This is a genomic window from Bradyrhizobium sp. WBOS07 (assembly GCF_024585165.1).
Lineage (GTDB): Bacteria > Pseudomonadota > Alphaproteobacteria > Rhizobiales > Xanthobacteraceae > Bradyrhizobium > Bradyrhizobium japonicum_B.
Genome location: NZ_CP029008.1, coordinates 214,114 through 228,743, shown reverse-complemented (window position 1 = coordinate 228,743; position 14,630 = coordinate 214,114). Strand labels below are relative to the sequence as shown.

Here is a 14,630-nt window from a genome sequence, read left to right as displayed (position 1 = left end):
GGGGAGAGGGAAAGAACGCGACTCACAAAATCGCATGCGGCAAAAACCGCGAGCGGTTGCCCGTGATCGGGCTCTCGTCCTCGCGGATCGACAATCCGCACGGCTCGTGATTCACCAGCCAGCTTCCCACCACCGGATAGAAGCCCGAGAAATTCGGCAGCGGTGCCAGCGCCTGGCGCACGAAACCTTCGGCGCCGTAGGGGCCCGCCTGCTCGTCGAGCGGTATCCCGCCGGACACCAGCGTGACGTTGGCGCCTTCGCGCGACAGCAGCGGCTTGCGCACATAGGACGTGCCGAGCTCGACGGCTTGCGCATCATCCTCGAAGAACGCCGGCAGCAGGTTGGGATGGTTCGGAAACATCTCCCACAGCAGCGGCAGAATGCCCTTGTTGGAGAGCACCGCCTTCCACGGCGGCTCGATCCAGCGCGTCGGCGCGTCCTGCAGCTTGGCGCCGAAGGAATCGTGGAACATCCACTCCCAGGGATAGAGCTTGAAGGCGAGCGCGATGTCGGTCTCGTCGAGATCGACGAAGCCGCCGCCCTCGTCGCGCCAGCCGACTTGCTCGATGTCGAGCAGGGTGGTCGACAGCCCGGCCTGACGCGCGGTGTCCTCGAGATAAGCGAGCGTGCCGGCATCCTCGGCGTTGTCCGTGATGCCGGCGAGATGGAGATGGCGCCCGGCAGCAACCTCCTTCCATGCCGCGATCAATCGCTCATGGATGGAATTGAACTGATCGGCACGCGAGGGGATGACGCGGCGTTCGATCGCCTGTTCGAGCCAGGTCCATTGAAACACCGCGGCCTCGAAGATCGAGGTCGGCGTGTCCGCGTTGTATTCGAGCAGCTTTGCTGGACCTTTGCCGTCATATTTCAGATCGAGACGGCCATAGAGGCTGCGGTCGTCGCGCTGCCAGCTTTCGGCGATCAGGCTCCAGAACGCTTCCGGTATCTGCAAGCGCCGCAGATGCCGCTCGTCGCCGATGACGCGGCCGGCAAGCTCGAGGCACATCGCCTCGATCTCGCCGGTCGGCGCCTCGATGCCGCGCTCGATCTCGTCGAGCGTGAAGCCGTAATAGGCACGCTCGTCCCAATAGCGTTCGCCGTCGATGGTGTGGAAGACGAAGCCGCATTGCGCCGCGGTCTCTCGCCAGTCGTCGCGCTCCAGGCAAGTGATGCGTTGCATGGATCAGCCGCCGCCGGAGAAGCCGTGGCCGAACGAGCCGAAGCCGCCGCGGCTTACGCTGCTGTGGCCGGAATCGGACGAGGTTGCCGACGATGAATGGGACGACGAATCGCTGCTGAACAAGCTCGATCGCGACGACCAGCGCGAGCTGCTGCCACTGCCCGACGAACTGCTGCTGCTGCTGGTGGTGCAAGTCGTGGTGGTCTGTCCCGGCACGGCGCCAGGGGTCGGCTCGCAAGTCTGCCGCGGCATCAAGGTGTAGGCGGTGGTGCCGACCGCGAGCGTGCCCATCACCAGCAGCGCGACATGGCCGGAACGTTTCACCGGCGGACCCGACGGTGGTTTCTCGGCGGCCGGCCGGCGCTTGCCGAATTCCTTCTTGGAAGATCTGTCCGCCATCTCAATAGATCATGCTGGCAGCGTTGAGGAGGCCGGCGGCGAGCGAGGCCAGGCCGAGCCAGATCGCAGGCGCGAGCTCGCCGGCATCGATGCGCGTCGACAGGTTCGGCACCGGAACCTTGACGAGATAGAACACGATCACCTGCACGATCAGCGCGATGGTCGCCCAGATCAGGCAGTCCAGCACGTTGGCCGAATGCGCGATGGCGCTGACCAGCGGCGCCACGAAGCCGAGCAGGCTGAGCCCGAGCGCGATCGCCGCGGCCGGCTGGTTGTCGCGGATGAGCTGGAATTCGTTATGCGCGGTGATGCGGGTATAGACGAGCAGATACGCAACGATCGCGATCAGCCCGGTGCAGAAATAGACCAGGAAGGCGGGCAGGCCGGCCAGTGATTGCAGGATCATCGTTCCCCCGTCGAGCAGCGACCATTCGTCGGCCGGGGAAGGATAGCGGTTCAAACGTTAAGAGATGAGCTGTCGCCGCGAGGGTAGTGCACCTCTCCCGCTTGCGGGGGAGGTCGGCGCGGAGCGCCGGGTGGGGGCTCTCTCCACACAGGGATTGTCCCGATGTGGACAAACCCTCTCCCCGACCCTCTCCCGCAAGCGGGAGAGGGAGAAATCCCGTCCCCCAAAAAACAAAACCCCGCCATTTGCGGCGGGGTCCAGGCTGGGAGGAGCGAGCCCTAAGGGCTCGCGACGTAACCCTAGAGATCAGGCGGGGATGCGCTCGTCGGCCTCGTGCGGCTCGCGCAGCACGTAGCCACGGCCCCACACGGTCTCGATGAAGTTGCGGCCCTCGGAAGCGTTGGCCAGCTTCTTGCGGAGCTTGCAGATGAAGACGTCGATGATCTTCAGCTCCGGCTCGTCCATGCCGCCATAGAGGTGGTTGAGGAACATTTCCTTGGTGAGGGTGGTGCCCTTGCGGAGCGAGAGCAGCTCCAGCATCTGGTATTCCTTGCCGGTCAGATGCACGCGCTGGCCGCCGACTTCCACCGTCTTGGTGTCGAGGTTGACGACGAGGTCGCCGGTCTGGATGACCGACTGGGCATGGCCCTTGGAGCGGCGCACGATCGCATGGATGCGGGCCACCAGCTCGTCCTTGTGGAAGGGCTTAGTCATGTAGTCGTCGGCGCCGACGCCGAGACCCTTGACCTTGTCCTCGATGCCGGCGAGGCCGGAGAGGATCAGAATCGGTGTCTTGATCTTGGAGACCCGGAGCTGCTTGAGCACGTCGTATCCGGACATGTCGGGCAGGTTGAGGTCGAGAAGGATAATGTCGTAATCGTATAATTTACCGAGATCGACGCCTTCTTCCCCCAAATCGGTCGTGTAGACGTTGAAGCTCTCCGACTTCAACATCAGCTCGATCGACTGCGCGACGGCGCTGTCATCTTCAATCAGCAAAACGCGCATGCCAGTTCCCCATAGTCGCCGCTCCTGGGCGTCAGGTCGGCCGCATTCGCGGCACTCAACAAAACGCCTTTGAACAACTGATTCGGATCCTGACAACAGATGGTTAACAAATCCTGATTCTGGAACGCAAGTCCCTCGGGTGCAATTTTTGTCGAATCGCCCTAAGGTCTTGCGGTGAAGCAGCTTTCGTCACCCAGCTCCGTTCAAGTTCCACTTTAAGAGACGGGCCTAACCGACTCCCGCGACTCAGCCTTCTTCTGAAGGGGAGTCACGCTCAGTCACAAAGACAGTGACGCAATGATTAATGATGCGGGTAAACACGAAGTTAAGCGGCGTTCAGAAATATGGCGAAACTTAAGGTTTCCTCCGTGAAGTCCCGGGGATCGCTGCGGCGGCCGGAATTCGCGAAGGCGACCCATTACATGAAGGCCCTCACATTGAACGCGCGCTCCTGATGAAGGCTTCCCGATGAAGGCTCTTGCCGAACAGATCGGCGACATCGACGGCATCAATATCTACGGCCGCGTGGTCGGCGTCCGCGGCCTGATGGTCGAGGTGGCCGGTCCCATTCATGCCATGTCGGTCGGCGCGCGGCTGGTGATCGAGACCGGCGCCAACCGTTCGATTCCTTGCGAGGTGATCGGCTTCTCCGGCAACAATGCTGTCGTGATGCCGTTCGCCGGCCTCGACGGCGTGCGCCGCGGCTGCAAGGCCGTCATCGCCAACGCCGCCAATCTGGTGCGGCCCTCGTCGGCCTGGCTCGGCCGCGTCGTCAACGCGCTGGGCGAGCCGATCGACGGCAAGGGACCGCTGCCGCAAGGCGCCTCGCCGATGCCATTCCGCAACACGCCGCCGCCGGCGCATTCGCGCAAGCGCGTCGGCAGCCCGCTCGATCTCGGCGTGCGCGCGATGAACACCTTCCTCACCTGCTGCCGCGGCCAGCGCATGGGCATCTTCGCCGGTTCCGGCGTCGGCAAGTCGGTGCTGCTGTCGATGCTCGCCCGCAACGTCGACGCCGATGTCAGCGTCATCGGGCTGATCGGCGAACGCGGCCGCGAGGTGCAGGAATTCTTGCAGGACGACCTCGGCGAGGAGGGCCTGGCGCGCTCCGTCGTGGTGGTCGCGACCTCCGACGAGCCGGCGCTGATGCGCCGCCAGGCGGCGTATCTGACGCTCGCGGTCGCCGAATATTTTCGCGACGAGAACAAGGACGTGCTGTGCCTGATGGACTCGGTGACGCGCTTTGCCATGGCCCAGCGCGAAATCGGCCTGTCCGCCGGCGAGCCGCCGACGGCCAAGGGCTATACGCCGACCGTCTTCACCGAGCTGCCGAAGCTTCTGGAGCGCGCCGGCCCGGGCCTGGGGGAGGGCGCCATCACCGCGATCTTCACGGTGCTGGTCGACGGCGACGATCACAACGAGCCGATCGCGGACGCCGTGCGCGGCATCCTGGACGGGCACATCGTGATGCAGCGATCGATCGCCGAGCGCGGCCGCTATCCCGCGATCAACATCCTCAAATCCGTCTCCCGGACCATGCCGAAATCGGCCGATCCGCAATTCTGGCCCGTGATCCAGCGGGCGCGCCAGGTGATGGCGACCTATGCCGACATGGAGGAATTGATCCGGCTCGGCGCCTATCGGGCCGGCTCCAGCCCGGAAGTCGACGAGGCGATCCGCCTGCACGAGCCGCTGGAGGCCTTCCTGCGCCAGCGCAAGGACGAAAATGCCTCGCTTGCGGACGGCTACCGCCAGTTGGCTCACATCCTCGGTAATTTGGAAACGGAACGCTAACTTTGTCCGGTCATCATCCGATCCCACAGAGTAGCAGAGCCGGTCTGGGCCTCCATCGGGCCCGTGGGGTGACCGGTATCGTCCCACGTGCAGCGGGGGGACTTCTGGGGAGTACGAGTCGATGAAGTCACGAGATACCCTCATTCGCCTGAAGAAGTTTCAGGTCGACGAGAAGCGCCGCCGGGTCACCCAGATCGAGACCATGATCGCCGACTTCCAGCGGATGTCGGTCGATCTCGAGCGCGAGATCCAGACCGAGCAGGAGCGCGCCGGGATCAACGATCCCTCGCACTTCGCCTACCCGACCTACGCCAAGGCCGCGATCCAGCGCCGCGAGAACCTGACCCGCTCGGCCGACGAGCTCAAGGGCCAGCTCGACGAAGCCAAGGCCGCGCTGGCCGAGGCCTTCGAGGAGCTGAAGAAGGTCGAGCTGCTCGACGAGCGCGACCAGGCCCGCGAGCGCGCCGAAGAGAACGCCCGCGAGCAGGCCGACCTCGACAGCATCGGCCTGATGCGCGCCCGCATCGGCGCCGTCGCCTGACGGCCGACAAGCAAGGCTACCAAGAAATCCGCAGAACCCGGACCCGCAAGGTCCGGGTTTTCGCATGTGCTGTCCACAGCGTGGCGCCGCGCCCCTTGGTGCTCGGCTTGGCCGCGCGCTATGGTGGCGGGGATGAATGCTGTACCAGCGACGGCGGTGCCCACCTCTCCCTTGGGAGAGGTCGGCGCGGAGCGCCGGGTGAGGGGTGACGGTCTCTTGTTAGCCCTGCGCCCCTTCACCCGATTTGCTGGGCAAATCGACCTCTCCCCATCGGGGAGAGGTGACGGCAAGCGGCGGACCGTGTGTCAGGGGGCTGAATGCTGACGCCAGCAGAGCTGGTCGGGTTGATCGAGGCGGTGGCGAAGGGCGATCAGGCCGCGTTCGAGCGCCTCTACGCCGCCACGCGCGCGAAACTCTATGGTGTCGTGCTCCGTATCTTGCGGCGGCAGGATCTCGCAGAGGAGGTCATTCAGGAGACCTACGTCAAGATCTGGAACGGCGCCGGCCGGTTCAATCCGGCGCTGTCGTCGCCGATCACGTGGATGGCCTCGATTGCGCGCAACGGCGCGATCGACGTCGTCCGCAAGAAGTCGGAAACCTCCATCGAGGAAGAGCCTCAGGCGATGGAGGTTGCGGCCGACAGTCCCGATCCGCTGGCGCGCCGGGAGATGACCGAAGAGCTGAAGCGGCTCTTGGAATGCATCGGCCGGCTCGAGCCGGACCGTCAGCGGCTCGTGCTTCTCGCCTATTACAACGGCTGGAGCCGCGAGCAATTGGCGGAGAAGTTCGCAGCCCCCGTCAACACGGTGAAGACGTGGCTCCGGCGCAGCATGTTGGATATCCGGGAGTGCCTCGGACTATGAATGGCTCGATCGTGAGGATGGGTCTGGATCGGAATTGATGGCCTATACCGAAGACCATATCGCGCTCGCCGCGGAATATGCCCTCGGCACGCTCGATGCTGACGAGCGTACGCAGGTCGAGACCATGATGGCGGTGGACGAGGCGTTCGCCGCGATCGTGCAGGCGTGGTCCTTCCGGCTCGGCGGTCTCAACCAGATGGTCGGATCGATCGAGCCGCGGCCGATCGTGTGGGAGAACATCAGGGCCGAGATCGTGCGGTCGTCGCAGGCGCAGCAGCCGCCCGCGCTTGCGGAAGCTTCGCTGCCGCCACCTCCGCCTGCACCGGAGCTGCCCGCTGCGGAGGCGGCAGAGCCGGCGACGGAGGCTGCGCCGACACCGGGGGGCTCGCAGGCCGAGGCCGCGCCGCCGGAGATGCCGCGTCCGGAGCCGGACACGCTTGCCGACGTCGCGCCGCAATTCATCCCGCAGGTCCACGCCCCGGATCTTGCCGTCGCGCGCGCGCCGCAGGCGGCGGTCGTCGACGATGGCAACGTGATTCGTCTCGAGGGGCGCATCAAGCGCTGGCGCTCCATCGCATCCGTCGCCGGTGCGCTCGCGGCGGCGCTGCTCGTGACGCTGTCGCTCCAGATCTTCCTGCCCGACGCGCTGCCGAACGGCTTGCGTCCCGCACCGCGCATCCAGACCGTGGAAGTGAAGGCGCCAGCCGCGCCGCTCGCCGCGTCCGCGCAATATGTCGCGCTGTTACAGGGCCAGGCCGGCGGTCCCGCCTTCATTCTCACCGTCGACGGCGCGACGCGCAATTTCACGGTGCGCAAGGTCGGTGCGACGCCGGAGCCCGGCAAGAGCTTCGAGCTCTGGCTGATCTCCGACAAGCTGCCGCGCCCGCGCTCGCTCGGCGTGATCGGCTCCGGCGATTTCACCGCGCGTCCGCTGCTCGCCTCCTATGATGCCGAGATCGTCAACGGCGCGACCTACGCCGTCACCGTCGAGCAGGCCGGCGGCTCACCCGACGGCCGGCCGACCTCAGCCCCGGTGTTTTCCGGCAAGCTGATCGAGACCGTGCCGCCGTCCCAGCCGCAGGCGCCCGCGAAAAAATAGGTGCCGTAGCCCGGATGGAGCGCAAGCGTAATCCGGGGCCGCCGTCCCGCATTCCGCTTGCGCTCCGTGCGGGCTACAAGATCCCTGTCGCCAGCGTCCATCCCGCCGTCGCATCCCGACAAGCCCCCCTGAATCGGCCTCCGATTTGAACCTCGCCGCAATCCGTGGCGTCAAATTTCCGGAAATTGCAGTCGGCGCCGCCGATCGCGGAGCCGAAAGAGGGGCTAGAGATCAAATGGATGCAGCGAAAACGCCGGGCATCGTCGTTCACCAATATACGGGACTGCCGCAGGGTGCGGCGTTCGAGCATTGGCGCGAGCGGGCCGTCGGTCCCTGCGGCCTCGACATCGGACCGAGCCATGGCGACAGCATCGATTGCCGGCTCCAGGTCAGCGTGGTCGACAACATCACGCTCGTCATTCCCGAAGGCGCCTCCGCGCAATATTCCCGCACCCAGAGCCATCTCGCCGACGGCAGCGACGACCTCGTCCTGATCGCCGCCCATGCCGGCCGCGTCCGCGTCGGGCAGAACGGCCACACCGTCGAGCTTGCGCCCGCCCAGATGGTGCTCGTCGACATGAGCATCACCGGCACCGTCGGGCACACCGACGAAAACCGCTTCACCACCATCCGCATGCCGCGCCGCGCGCTGCTCGACATCAATCCGCGCGCCGAGGGCAAGCTGTCGCAAGTGCTCTCCGACGGCGCGGTCGCCGAGACCATCTTCCGCTACCATGCGCTCGCCGCCAATCACGCGCCGCATCTCGACGCGGTCGGCCAGCGCCTGACCGCGCAGCACATGGTCGATCTCGTCGGCCTTCTGCTCGGCACCGATGCCGAGCAAGCGAGTCTCGCGCGCGGCCGCGGCCATGCGGCGGCGCGGCTCGACCTGATGCGCGCCGACGTAATGGCCGCGCTCGGCCGCAACGATCTGTGCCTGTCCGAGGTCGCGACGCGCTCGGGGCTCAGCCCGCGTCAGGCGCAACGTCTGTTCGAGCAGGCCGGCACGACCTTCACCGAATTCGTGCTGGAGCAGCGTCTGCTGCAGGCACGCAAGCTGCTCGGCGATCCCCGCGCCAGGGCGCGCAAGATCAGCGACATCGCGCATTCCTCGGGCTTCGCCGATCTGTCCTATTTCAATCGCGCCTTTCGCAAGCGCTTTGGCGCGACGCCGTCTGAACTGCGCGACGCCTGAGCGGGCGCCCCGTAGACTCGTAGCCCGGATGGAGCGCAGCGCAATCCGGGGCCTTTGTGCGTCTGCGCGAGAACCCCGGATTACGCTGCGCTCCATCCGGGCTACAAGATGTCGCGCTGCCTGACGGGCAAAACACACAAGCCCTCGGTCAATCCGCGCCACCGAAAATATTCCACTTTACCGAATTTCGGAAATGGCGTATGTGTCGCGCAACCCGGCCCAAGGAAGAGGGGCGTATCGCGATCGTCACGAACGCGGGCCGGGCGGCGGTGGACGCCGATGGCATCGGCGCGACGGGTTTTGCAGGGCGGGCAACCGTGAGCAAGGCGCCTCGCGCACACGACCGGTGCGATCGGCGTACGGCAAAATCGTGTGGTCCTGGCGCCCGGGGTCTGTGCGCCAAGTGTTGCGGTGATGCGGCGGCCCGACCGGGCCCGCGCATCGATCAGCCGCAAGGCGACGGGGGCAATAGTGCAACGCTCCCCGGGGAGAGCACGACATAAGCCGTTCCAACCACTGCGCAGGGAAGGCCGGGATGTCCTGGTTGCCCTGTTCTCCGCTATGCAGCAGCATACGCAGTCTGCCCTTGGCATGGCGGTCCATGGGAGCCACCGGCTCCCGGCCTTCCCTGCGCCCTCTTTCAATTCAGAGGGCGAAGCGACGAGCAAAGCTCGGGCGAACAAGCCGCGAGGATGCGATCCCATGTCAATCATTCACCGCTCTCGTGCCCCGGACGCAGCGCAGCACGACGTGATGCGCTGCAGAGCCGGGACACGCGAGAGACGCATTGCCGTCCCCACACACTTCGTCATGGGGGGCGTCGGGAGGCCACGCTGAGTTTGAGGCGGATGCAACCGGAAGCAATCGCTCCCCCAGACATGAGAAAGCGCCCGTGGGGGGCGGGCGCTTTCTGTAGTCGACTTGGGGTTGGGGTCGTCTACATATCCACGTGGCGACTTTGGGGGGCTGATAAAGAGCCGCGTGAATTCAAAAAACTCGTGTTCTCCTTAGCGAACGAGCGACGTGTTCGCGCTGGTAATGGTGACCGGCTTGCCGGCCTTCATGACGCGTGCGGTCTGGGTGAGGCCTTCGTCCGAGCTCGTCGCGCGCGCAGTGATGCCAAGCCCCGCAACGGCGATGCCGGCAACGAGGGCAACGACCACGATCTTCAAGTGGGTCGAGCGATCTGCGCTGTAAATCGAGTGGTTCATGGAAGGCTCCTGCCGCCATCTACCCGAAGTAGTCGCCTGCGTATTTGGGCAGGTTCATGCTTCCGGTGCCCAACAACCTAGTATTGGGGGGATTCGTTCCCAAGAGGCCATCACAAGAGCGTGACAGGACGTGAGAAATCGCGAGCGAAAGCGATCCCTGATCGTGCATTTTTGCAATTATTTCAAAGATGTAATGTGCCGGTCAGGCGCCTTTTCGACAGCTGGTCGACAAGGCACCAGGAACTCAAAAACCATTTGCGTGTGCCGAAAAACACACGGCTTCTTAAGACAAATCAGACGCTTCCGACCGTTTTCAACCTCGCCCTGGGGTGGATTTCGGCCTGCGACAGCACGGTGGTCTGGGCCCGGAACCGTTCCACCAGGGACCGGACGAAGGGACGAATGGCCGCAGAGGTGACCAGCACCGGCGCCTCGCCCTCGCGCGCGGCACGCTCGAAGGCTTCGCGCACGGCGGTCATGAATTCCGACAGCTTCGAGGGCTGCATCGCGAGGCTGCGTTCCTCGCCCTGGCCGATGATGGATTCGGCAAAGGCTTGCTCCCATTTTGCCGACAGCGCGATCAGCGGCAGATAGCCGGCGTAGGAGGTGTTCTGGGCGCAGATCTGCCGCGCCAGGCGCGCCCGCACATGCTCGACCATGGTCGCGGGATTGCGCGAGAAGGCCAGCGAGTCCGCGATGCCTTCGAGGATGGTGGAGAGGTCGCGGATCGAGATGCGCTCGGCGAGCAGCAATTGCAGCACGCGCTGGATGCCGGAGACCGTGACCTGTCCCGGCACGATGTCCTTGACCAGCTCGCTCTGCTCCTTCGGCAGCTCCTTGAGCAGCTTCTGCACCTCGCCATAGGAGAGCAGGTCCGACATGTTGGCCTTGAGCAGCTCGGTGAGGTGGGTGGAGAGCACGGTCGCGGCGTCGACCACGGTGTAGCCCTTGAGCGAGGCCTCCTCCTTGAGGCTGGCATCGACCCAGGTCGCGGGCAGGCCGAAGGTCGGCTCGGTGGTGTGGATGCCGGGCACCTGCACCTGGCTGCCGCCGGGGTCCATGACCATGAACTGGCTCGGCCAGATCTTGCCGGTGCCGGCGTCGACCTCCTTGATCTTGATGATGTAGGTGTTGGCTTCGAGCTGGACGTTGTCGAGGATGCGCACCGCCGGCATCACGAAGCCCATCTCGATCGCGAGCGAGCGGCGCAGCGCCTTGATCTGCTCGGTGAGGCGGTCGGTGCCGTCGGGGCCGTTGACCAGCGGCAGCAAGGCATAGCCGAGTTCGATCTTGAGGTCGTCGATCTTGAGGGCTGCCGAGATCGGCTCCTCGGTCGCCGCGGCCCCCGGCGCACCCGGCGTTCCCGCAGCGGGCGCGGCTTGGGCGGCCGCTTCGGCCTTGGCCGTCACCCGGTTGCGGTTGCGGGCGTTCCAGGCCAGCGCACCGGCGCCGGCGCCGAGCGCGAGGAAGGGAAGGGTCGGAATGCCCGGCAGCGCCGCCAGCACCAGCATCACCGCAGAGGACATCGCCAGCGCCTGCGGATAGCCGGAGAACTGCTTCATCAGCGCCTTGTCGGCGGCGCCGGAGACGCCGGCCTTGGAGACGAGCAGGCCGGCCGCGGTCGAGACGATCAGCGCCGGCACCTGGGTGACGAGACCGTCGCCGACGGTCAGGAGCGTGTAGGTGCGGCCGGCGTCGGCGAAGGACATGCCCTGCTGCGCCACGCCGATGATCATGCCGCCGACGACGTTGATGAAGACGACCAGGAGGCCGGCGATGGCATCGCCCCGGACGAATTTGGAGGCGCCGTCCATGGCGCCGAAGAAGCCGCTCTCGTCCTCCAGCTCCTTGCGGCGCTCCTTGGCGACCTTCTCGTCGATCAGGCCGGCTCCGAGGTCGGCGTCGATCGCCATCTGCTTGCCGGGCATGGCGTCGAGGTGGAAGCGCGCGGCGACTTCGGCGATACGGCCCGAACCCTTGGTGATGACGACGAAATTGACGATGATCAGGATGGCGAAGACGATGATGCCGATGACGAAATTGCCGCCCATCACGAAGTTGCCGAAGGCTTCGATGACGTGACCGGCGGCGGCCGTGCCCTCGTGCCCGTGCGACAGGATCAGGCGGGTCGAGGCCATGTTGAGCGACAGGCGCAGCATGGTCGAGATCAGGAGGACGGTCGGGAAGGACGAGAATTCCAGCGGCGTCTGGATGAACAGCGAGGTCATCAGGATCAGGATCGAGAGCGTGATCGAGATCGCCAGGAACACGTCCAGCACGATCGCAGGCAGCGGCAGGATCAGCACCACCAGGATGGTGAGAACGCCGAGCGCCAGCGCGATGTCGCCGCGCTTGAGGACGGTGACGATGTCGTTGAGGGAGGGGATCGAGGGCCTCGCGCTGCCTACGCCCTGTCCTGCGGTGACGTCGACCATGGTAGCTGCCTCCCCGCGCGACTGCCGTCCGCGCGCCCCAAACGTCTGCGCGGCGGCCGATGGGCCGCCGTTCCGAAAGTGAGGCACCGCACTGGCGTCCACGGGGTTCCTCCCGTTCTACGCGGCCGACGACACTCGACTTCACCCGGCAATTCTTGCCGGGTGTATGGTTAGCAAAGGGTTAACGGAGGGTGGGAAGGGCGGGGTGTTTCGGGGCCCGGCTGTGGTCATTCCGGGGCGCGCGAAGCGCGAGCCCGGAATCCATCGGGCCGCATACGCTATGGAGAAATGGATTCCGGGCTCGCGCCAAAGGGCGCGCCCCGGAATGACGGTCGGGGGAAAAGCCCCCTATTTCGCCTTCTGCATCTTCGTCACCGTGTATCCCGAGGCCGCCTCCTCGGCCTCGAAGGTGATCTTGTCGCCGACCTTCACCTGCTTGAGCATGGCGGGATCCTTGACGCGATAGACCATGGTCATGGGGTCCTCCATGCCGAGGCTCTTCGCCGGACCGTGCCTGAGCGTGATCTTGCCGGCGCCCTCGTCGATCTTCTTGACCTCGCCGCTGATCGCGGCGCTCTCGGCGGCGAGGGTTGCAGTCGCAAGGCCGACGGTCAGCGCCAGCGCGGCAGTGATACCGATGATGCGGTTCATGTGGATCTCCTTTGGCGTTACTTCACGGTGACCTGGCCGACCATGCCGTACTCGCGGTGGTCGGGAATGAGGCACGAATATTCGAAGGTGCCGGGCTTGCTGAACTTCCAGAGGATCTCGGTCGTCTTCTTTGGTGCAAGCCGCGCCGCATTGGGCTCGTCGTGCTCCATGTGCGGATGCTTCTTCATCTGCTCCGCATGCGCGAGATTCTCTTTGGTCGTGGCGAGCAGGAATTCGTGGTCCTCCTTGCCGACATTGCGCAGCACGAAGCGGATCTGCTCGCCGCGCTTGACCTCGATTTTCGCAGGCGTGTAGTCCATCTCGTTGAGCAGGATCTCAATGGTGCGCGCGGGCTTCTTGGGGTCGCCGGGCTCGCCGGCCGAAAAGGTCGCGTGAGAGTGCTTGTCGTGCGCAAGGGCCGGCGCGGTCGACAGCGCAACCAGCGCGAGGCCGAGCCTGATCGTGGTCTTCATCGTGGTCTCCAGTTCGTGGTTCATCGAAACGCTCACATCTTGTGCTTCATCGGCGGGCTGCCGGATTTCTGCCGTGCCGGCTCTGGGGCGGGTGCGGCCACTTCGTAGGCGACGGTGCCTTGCGGGAATTTGTACGGACCGGGATCGCGGTAATCGTCGCGCGCGAGGTCCTCGCGGATCTTCATCACCGTGAACATGCCGCCCATCTCGATCGGGCCGAACTGGCCGGTGCCGGTCATCATCGGCAGCGTGTTGTCCGGCGTCGGCATCTCCATGTTGCCCATCGCCATGCCGGTCGAGCCCATCGCCATGCCGTCGGGCGCGAGCTTGCCGACGGCCTTGGCGAGATCCTTGCGCGACACGCCGATCAGGTTGCGCACGTCGTGCCCCATCGCGTTCATGGTGTGATGCGACTTGTGACAGTGGAATGCCCAGTCGCCGGGATTGTCGGCGAGCACGTCGAACACCCTGACGGCACCGACCGGCACGTCGGTCGTGGTCTCCGGATATTGTGCGCTCTCCGGAATCCAGCCGCCGTCGGTGCAGGTCACCGCGAAGCTGTGGCCGTGCAGATGGATCGGATGATTGGTCATGCTGAGATTACCGATGCGCACGCGCACCTTGTCGCCGAGCCGGACCGGCAGGGGATCGATGCCGGGAAACACCCGGGCATTCCAGGTCCACATGTTGAAGTCGGTCATCTCGTTGACATGGGGCAGGTAGGTGCCGGGGTCGACGCGATAGGTGCTCATCACGAAGACGAAGTCGCGGTCGACCGGCCGGAAGCTCGGGTCGCGCGGATGCACGACGACCATGCCCATCATGCCCATCGCCATCTGTACCATCTCATCGGAATGCGGGTGGTACATGAAGGTTCCGCTTTTCTTCATCTCGAACTCGTAGACGAAGGTCTTGCCCGGCTGGATGTGCGGCTGGGTCAGCCCGCCGACGCCGTCCATGCCGCTCGGGATGATCATGCCGTGCCAGTGCACACTGGTGTATTCGGGCAAGCGGTTGGTGACGAAGATGCGCAGCTTGTCGCCCTCGACCGCCTCGATGGTCGGTCCGGGCGACTGGCCGTTATAGCCCCACAGATTCACCTTCATGCCCTCGGCGAACTCGCGCACCACGGGCTCGGCGACGAGATGGAATTCCTTCCAGTCGCCGTTCATGCGGAACGGCAGCGACCAGCCGTTCAGCGTCACCACGGGGCGATAGTCGGGTCCGCTAATCGGATGCAGCGGCGGCTGCATCACCACCTTGTCCATGTGCGGGGCTTCCGGAATCGACGCCGCCTGCACGCGGCCTTGAACCGCAGACGCGCCGACGAGCGCGGCGGTCCCCAAAAATCTTCGGCGGGAAAACATCTCGG

Annotated in this window: 14 protein-coding genes; 5 read left to right on the top strand and 9 right to left on the bottom strand. The window is 65.2% G+C overall.

Features of this window, described 5'->3' with window-relative positions; translation table 11 throughout:
• Positions 1-22: 22 nt before the first annotated feature.
• The 4 genes from DCM79_RS01050 to ctrA form a co-directional block, all read right to left on the bottom strand.
• Positions 23-1,183: a glutathionylspermidine synthase family protein gene (locus tag DCM79_RS01050; protein WP_257178134.1), complete on the bottom strand. Its 1,161-nt coding sequence runs from the start codon at positions 1,181-1,183 to the stop codon at positions 23-25.
• Positions 1,184-1,186: 3 nt separating this feature from the next.
• Complete coding sequence (locus tag DCM79_RS01045) at positions 1,187-1,582, bottom strand: hypothetical protein (protein WP_257178133.1); 396 nt, start codon at positions 1,580-1,582, stop codon at positions 1,187-1,189.
• A gap of 1 nt (position 1,583) precedes the next feature.
• A complete protein-coding gene (locus DCM79_RS01040; protein WP_257178132.1) occupies positions 1,584-1,988 on the bottom strand; it encodes a DUF350 domain-containing protein in 405 nt (134 codons plus the stop codon).
• Between the two features lie 306 nt (positions 1,989-2,294).
• Positions 2,295-2,996, bottom strand: coding sequence for a response regulator transcription factor CtrA (gene ctrA, locus DCM79_RS01035; protein WP_016848562.1), 702 nt, complete (start codon positions 2,994-2,996; stop codon positions 2,295-2,297).
• Positions 2,997-3,464: 468 nt separating this feature from the next.
• On the opposite strand from ctrA, the gene fliI reads away from it, so the two are divergent.
• From fliI to DCM79_RS01010, 5 genes are all read left to right on the top strand, one after another.
• Positions 3,465-4,790, top strand: a complete 1,326-nt coding sequence (gene fliI / locus DCM79_RS01030; RefSeq protein WP_257178131.1) for a flagellar protein export ATPase FliI — start codon at positions 3,465-3,467, stop codon at positions 4,788-4,790.
• A gap of 121 nt (positions 4,791-4,911) precedes the next feature.
• Positions 4,912-5,331, top strand: coding sequence for a flagellar export protein FliJ (fliJ, locus tag DCM79_RS01025; protein ID WP_011084990.1), 420 nt, complete (start codon positions 4,912-4,914; stop codon positions 5,329-5,331).
• A 317-nt stretch (positions 5,332-5,648) separates the two neighbouring features.
• The gene (locus tag DCM79_RS01020; protein ID WP_257178130.1) at positions 5,649-6,194 is read left to right on the top strand and encodes a sigma-70 family RNA polymerase sigma factor; all 546 of its coding nucleotides are present in this window, start codon (positions 5,649-5,651) and stop codon (positions 6,192-6,194) included.
• 37 nt (positions 6,195-6,231) lie between these two features.
• Positions 6,232-7,293: an anti-sigma factor domain-containing protein gene (locus tag DCM79_RS01015; RefSeq protein ID WP_257178129.1), complete on the top strand. Its 1,062-nt coding sequence runs from the start codon at positions 6,232-6,234 to the stop codon at positions 7,291-7,293.
• A 235-nt stretch (positions 7,294-7,528) separates the two neighbouring features.
• Positions 7,529-8,488, top strand: coding sequence for an AraC family transcriptional regulator (locus DCM79_RS01010; protein WP_257178128.1), 960 nt, complete (start codon positions 7,529-7,531; stop codon positions 8,486-8,488).
• A 1,007-nt stretch (positions 8,489-9,495) separates the two neighbouring features.
• Here the strand turns inward: DCM79_RS01010 and DCM79_RS01005 are convergent.
• The 5 genes from DCM79_RS01005 to DCM79_RS00985 all read right to left on the bottom strand — a co-directional run bounded on the left by DCM79_RS01005 (position 9,496) and on the right by DCM79_RS00985 (position 14,625).
• Positions 9,496-9,699, bottom strand: coding sequence for a hypothetical protein (locus DCM79_RS01005; protein ID WP_024341740.1), 204 nt, complete (start codon positions 9,697-9,699; stop codon positions 9,496-9,498).
• A gap of 293 nt (positions 9,700-9,992) precedes the next feature.
• Positions 9,993-12,134, bottom strand: coding sequence for a flagellar biosynthesis protein FlhA (gene flhA / locus DCM79_RS01000; RefSeq protein WP_257178127.1), 2,142 nt, complete (start codon positions 12,132-12,134; stop codon positions 9,993-9,995).
• 348 nt (positions 12,135-12,482) lie between these two features.
• Positions 12,483-12,785, bottom strand: coding sequence for a copper-binding protein (locus DCM79_RS00995; protein ID WP_257178126.1), 303 nt, complete (start codon positions 12,783-12,785; stop codon positions 12,483-12,485).
• A 17-nt stretch (positions 12,786-12,802) separates the two neighbouring features.
• Positions 12,803-13,258, bottom strand: coding sequence for a cupredoxin family protein (locus DCM79_RS00990; protein ID WP_257180916.1), 456 nt, complete (start codon positions 13,256-13,258; stop codon positions 12,803-12,805).
• A gap of 32 nt (positions 13,259-13,290) precedes the next feature.
• Positions 13,291-14,625, bottom strand: coding sequence for a copper oxidase (locus tag DCM79_RS00985; RefSeq protein WP_257178125.1), 1,335 nt, complete (start codon positions 14,623-14,625; stop codon positions 13,291-13,293).
• Positions 14,626-14,630: the final 5 nt, after the last annotated feature.

Excerpts from the sequence above, each read along its gene's own strand:
- DCM79_RS01050 (WP_257178134.1), bottom strand. The coding sequence starts at position 1,183 with ATGCAACGCATCACTTGCCTGGAGCGCGACGACTGGCGAGAGACCGCG.
- DCM79_RS01045 (WP_257178133.1), bottom strand. The coding sequence starts at position 1,582 with ATGGCGGACAGATCTTCCAAGAAGGAATTCGGCAAGCGCCGGCCGGCC.
- DCM79_RS01040 (WP_257178132.1), bottom strand. The coding sequence starts at position 1,988 with ATGATCCTGCAATCACTGGCCGGCCTGCCCGCCTTCCTGGTCTATTTC.
- ctrA (WP_016848562.1), bottom strand. The coding sequence starts at position 2,996 with ATGCGCGTTTTGCTGATTGAAGATGACAGCGCCGTCGCGCAGTCGATC.
- fliI (WP_257178131.1), top strand. The coding sequence starts at position 3,465 with ATGAAGGCTCTTGCCGAACAGATCGGCGACATCGACGGCATCAATATC.
- fliJ (WP_011084990.1), top strand. The coding sequence starts at position 4,912 with ATGAAGTCACGAGATACCCTCATTCGCCTGAAGAAGTTTCAGGTCGAC.
- DCM79_RS01020 (WP_257178130.1), top strand. The coding sequence starts at position 5,649 with ATGCTGACGCCAGCAGAGCTGGTCGGGTTGATCGAGGCGGTGGCGAAG.
- DCM79_RS01015 (WP_257178129.1), top strand. The coding sequence starts at position 6,232 with ATGGCCTATACCGAAGACCATATCGCGCTCGCCGCGGAATATGCCCTC.
- DCM79_RS01010 (WP_257178128.1), top strand. The coding sequence starts at position 7,529 with ATGGATGCAGCGAAAACGCCGGGCATCGTCGTTCACCAATATACGGGA.
- DCM79_RS01005 (WP_024341740.1), bottom strand. The coding sequence starts at position 9,699 with ATGAACCACTCGATTTACAGCGCAGATCGCTCGACCCACTTGAAGATC.
- flhA (WP_257178127.1), bottom strand. The coding sequence starts at position 12,134 with ATGGTCGACGTCACCGCAGGACAGGGCGTAGGCAGCGCGAGGCCCTCG.
- DCM79_RS00995 (WP_257178126.1), bottom strand. The coding sequence starts at position 12,785 with ATGAACCGCATCATCGGTATCACTGCCGCGCTGGCGCTGACCGTCGGC.
- DCM79_RS00990 (WP_257180916.1), bottom strand. The coding sequence starts at position 13,258 with ATGAAGACCACGATCAGGCTCGGCCTCGCGCTGGTTGCGCTGTCGACC.
- DCM79_RS00985 (WP_257178125.1), bottom strand. The coding sequence starts at position 14,625 with ATGTTTTCCCGCCGAAGATTTTTGGGGACCGCCGCGCTCGTCGGCGCG.